Below are 1,973 nucleotides of genomic sequence, written 5' to 3' on the forward strand. Positions count from 1 at the left end.
AAGGCCCCACCCATGATGAAGAAACTCAAGCTCGTGATGGTCGGCAACGGCATGGCCGGCGTGCGCACGCTCGAAGAGCTGCTGAAGCTCGCCCCCGACCTGTACGACATCACCGTCTTCGGCGCCGAGCCGCACCCCAACTACAACCGCATCCTGCTGTCGCCCGTGCTCGCCGGCGAGCAGACCGTGGACGAGATCGTCCTCAACAGCTGGGAGTGGTACGCCGAGAACAAGATCACCCTGCACGCCGGCAAGAAGGTGGCCGAGGTCGACCGCGTCAAACGCATCGTGCGCGCCGAGGACGGCACCGAGGCCCCCTACGACCGCCTCCTCATGTGCACCGGCTCCAACCCCTTCATGCTGCCCGTGCCCGGCAAGGACCTGAAAGGCGTCATCGCCTACCGCGACATCGCCGACACCGACTACATGATCGAGACCGCGCGCACCCACAAGAGCGCCGTCGTCATCGGCGGCGGCCTGCTCGGGCTGGAAGCGGCCAACGGCCTGATGCTGCGCGGCATGGACGTCACCGTGGTGCACGTCATGCCCTGGCTGATGGAGCGCCAGCTGGACGACGTGGCGGGCAAGCTGCTGCAGAAGTCGCTCGAAGACCGGGGCCTGAAGTTCCTGATCGGCGCCCAGACCCAGGAACTGGTGGGCAATGACCAGGGCCGCGTGGCCGCCATCCGCTTCAAGGACGGCACCGAGGTTCCCGCCGACCTGGTCGTCATGGCTGTGGGCATCCGCCCCAACACCGAACTGGCCGAGCGGATGCGCCTGCACTGCCACCGCGGCATCGTCGTCACCGACACCATGCAGACCGTGACCGATGCGCGCATCTACTCGGTGGGCGAATGCGCGGCCCACCGCGGCATCGCCTACGGCCTGGTCGCCCCGCTCTTCGAGCAGGCCAAGGTCGCGGCCAACCACCTGGCCCAGTTCGGCATCGGGCGCTACCTGGGGTCCCTCACCTCCACCAAGCTCAAGGTCACCGGCATCGACCTGTTCTCGGCCGGCGAGTTCATGGGCGGCGAAGGCACGGAAGAGATCGTCATGAGCGACCCCTTCGGCGGGGTCTACAAGAAGCTGGTCATCAAGGACGACAAGCTGGTGGGCGCGTGCCTGTACGGCGACACGGTGGACGGCAGCTGGTACTTCAAGCTCCTGCGCGACGGGCGCAGCGTGCACGACATCCGCGACAAGCTGATGTTCGGCGAATCCAACATCGGCGACACCGGCCACGAGGGCCACAGCAAGGCCGCCGGCATGCCCGACGACGCCGAGGTGTGCGGCTGCAACGGCGTGACCAAGGGCACCATCTGCAAGGCCATCAAGGACAAGGGCCTGTTCACCCTGGACGAGGTCAAGAAGCACACCAAGGCCAGCGCCAGCTGCGGCTCGTGCACCGGCCTCGTGGAGCAGATCCTGATGTTCACCGCCGGCGGCGACTACTCGGCCACGCCCAAGAAGAAGGCCGTGTGCGGCTGCACCGACGCGAACCACCAGGACGTGCGCGACGCCATCCGCCGCGAACACTACCTGACGCACGACGAGGTGTATCGCAACCTGGGCTGGCGCACGCCCAACGGCTGTGCCACCTGCCGCCCGGCCATCAACTACTACCTGATCAGCACCTGGCCCAAGGAGGCCAAGGACGATCCGCAGAGCCGCTTCATCAACGAGCGCAGCCACGCCAACATCCAGAAGGACGGCACCTATTCCGTCATCCCGCGGATGTGGGGCGGCCACACCACGCCCGACGAGCTGCGCCGCATCGCGGATGCGGCCGACAAGTACCAGATCCCGACCGTCAAGGTCACGGGCGGCCAGCGCATCGACCTCTTGGGGGTGAAGAAGGAGGACCTGGAGGGTGTGTGGAAGGACATCGGCATGCCCTCGGGCTTTGCCTATGCCAAGAGCCTGCGCACGGTGAAGACCTGCGTGGGCAGCGAGTGGTGCCGCTTCGGCACGCA

General features: G+C 66.8%; 1 protein-coding gene. It reads left to right on the top strand.

What is annotated here, in order from left to right; translation table 11 throughout:
• Nucleotides 1–15: 15 nt before the first annotated feature.
• Nucleotides 16–1,973 (top strand): nitrite reductase large subunit NirB (gene nirB, locus AC1DSC_RS32595; RefSeq protein WP_478132089.1); only part of this gene is annotated, 1,958 nt, incomplete at its 3' end.

Source organism: Variovorax sp. 01N425, assembly GCF_056399465.1.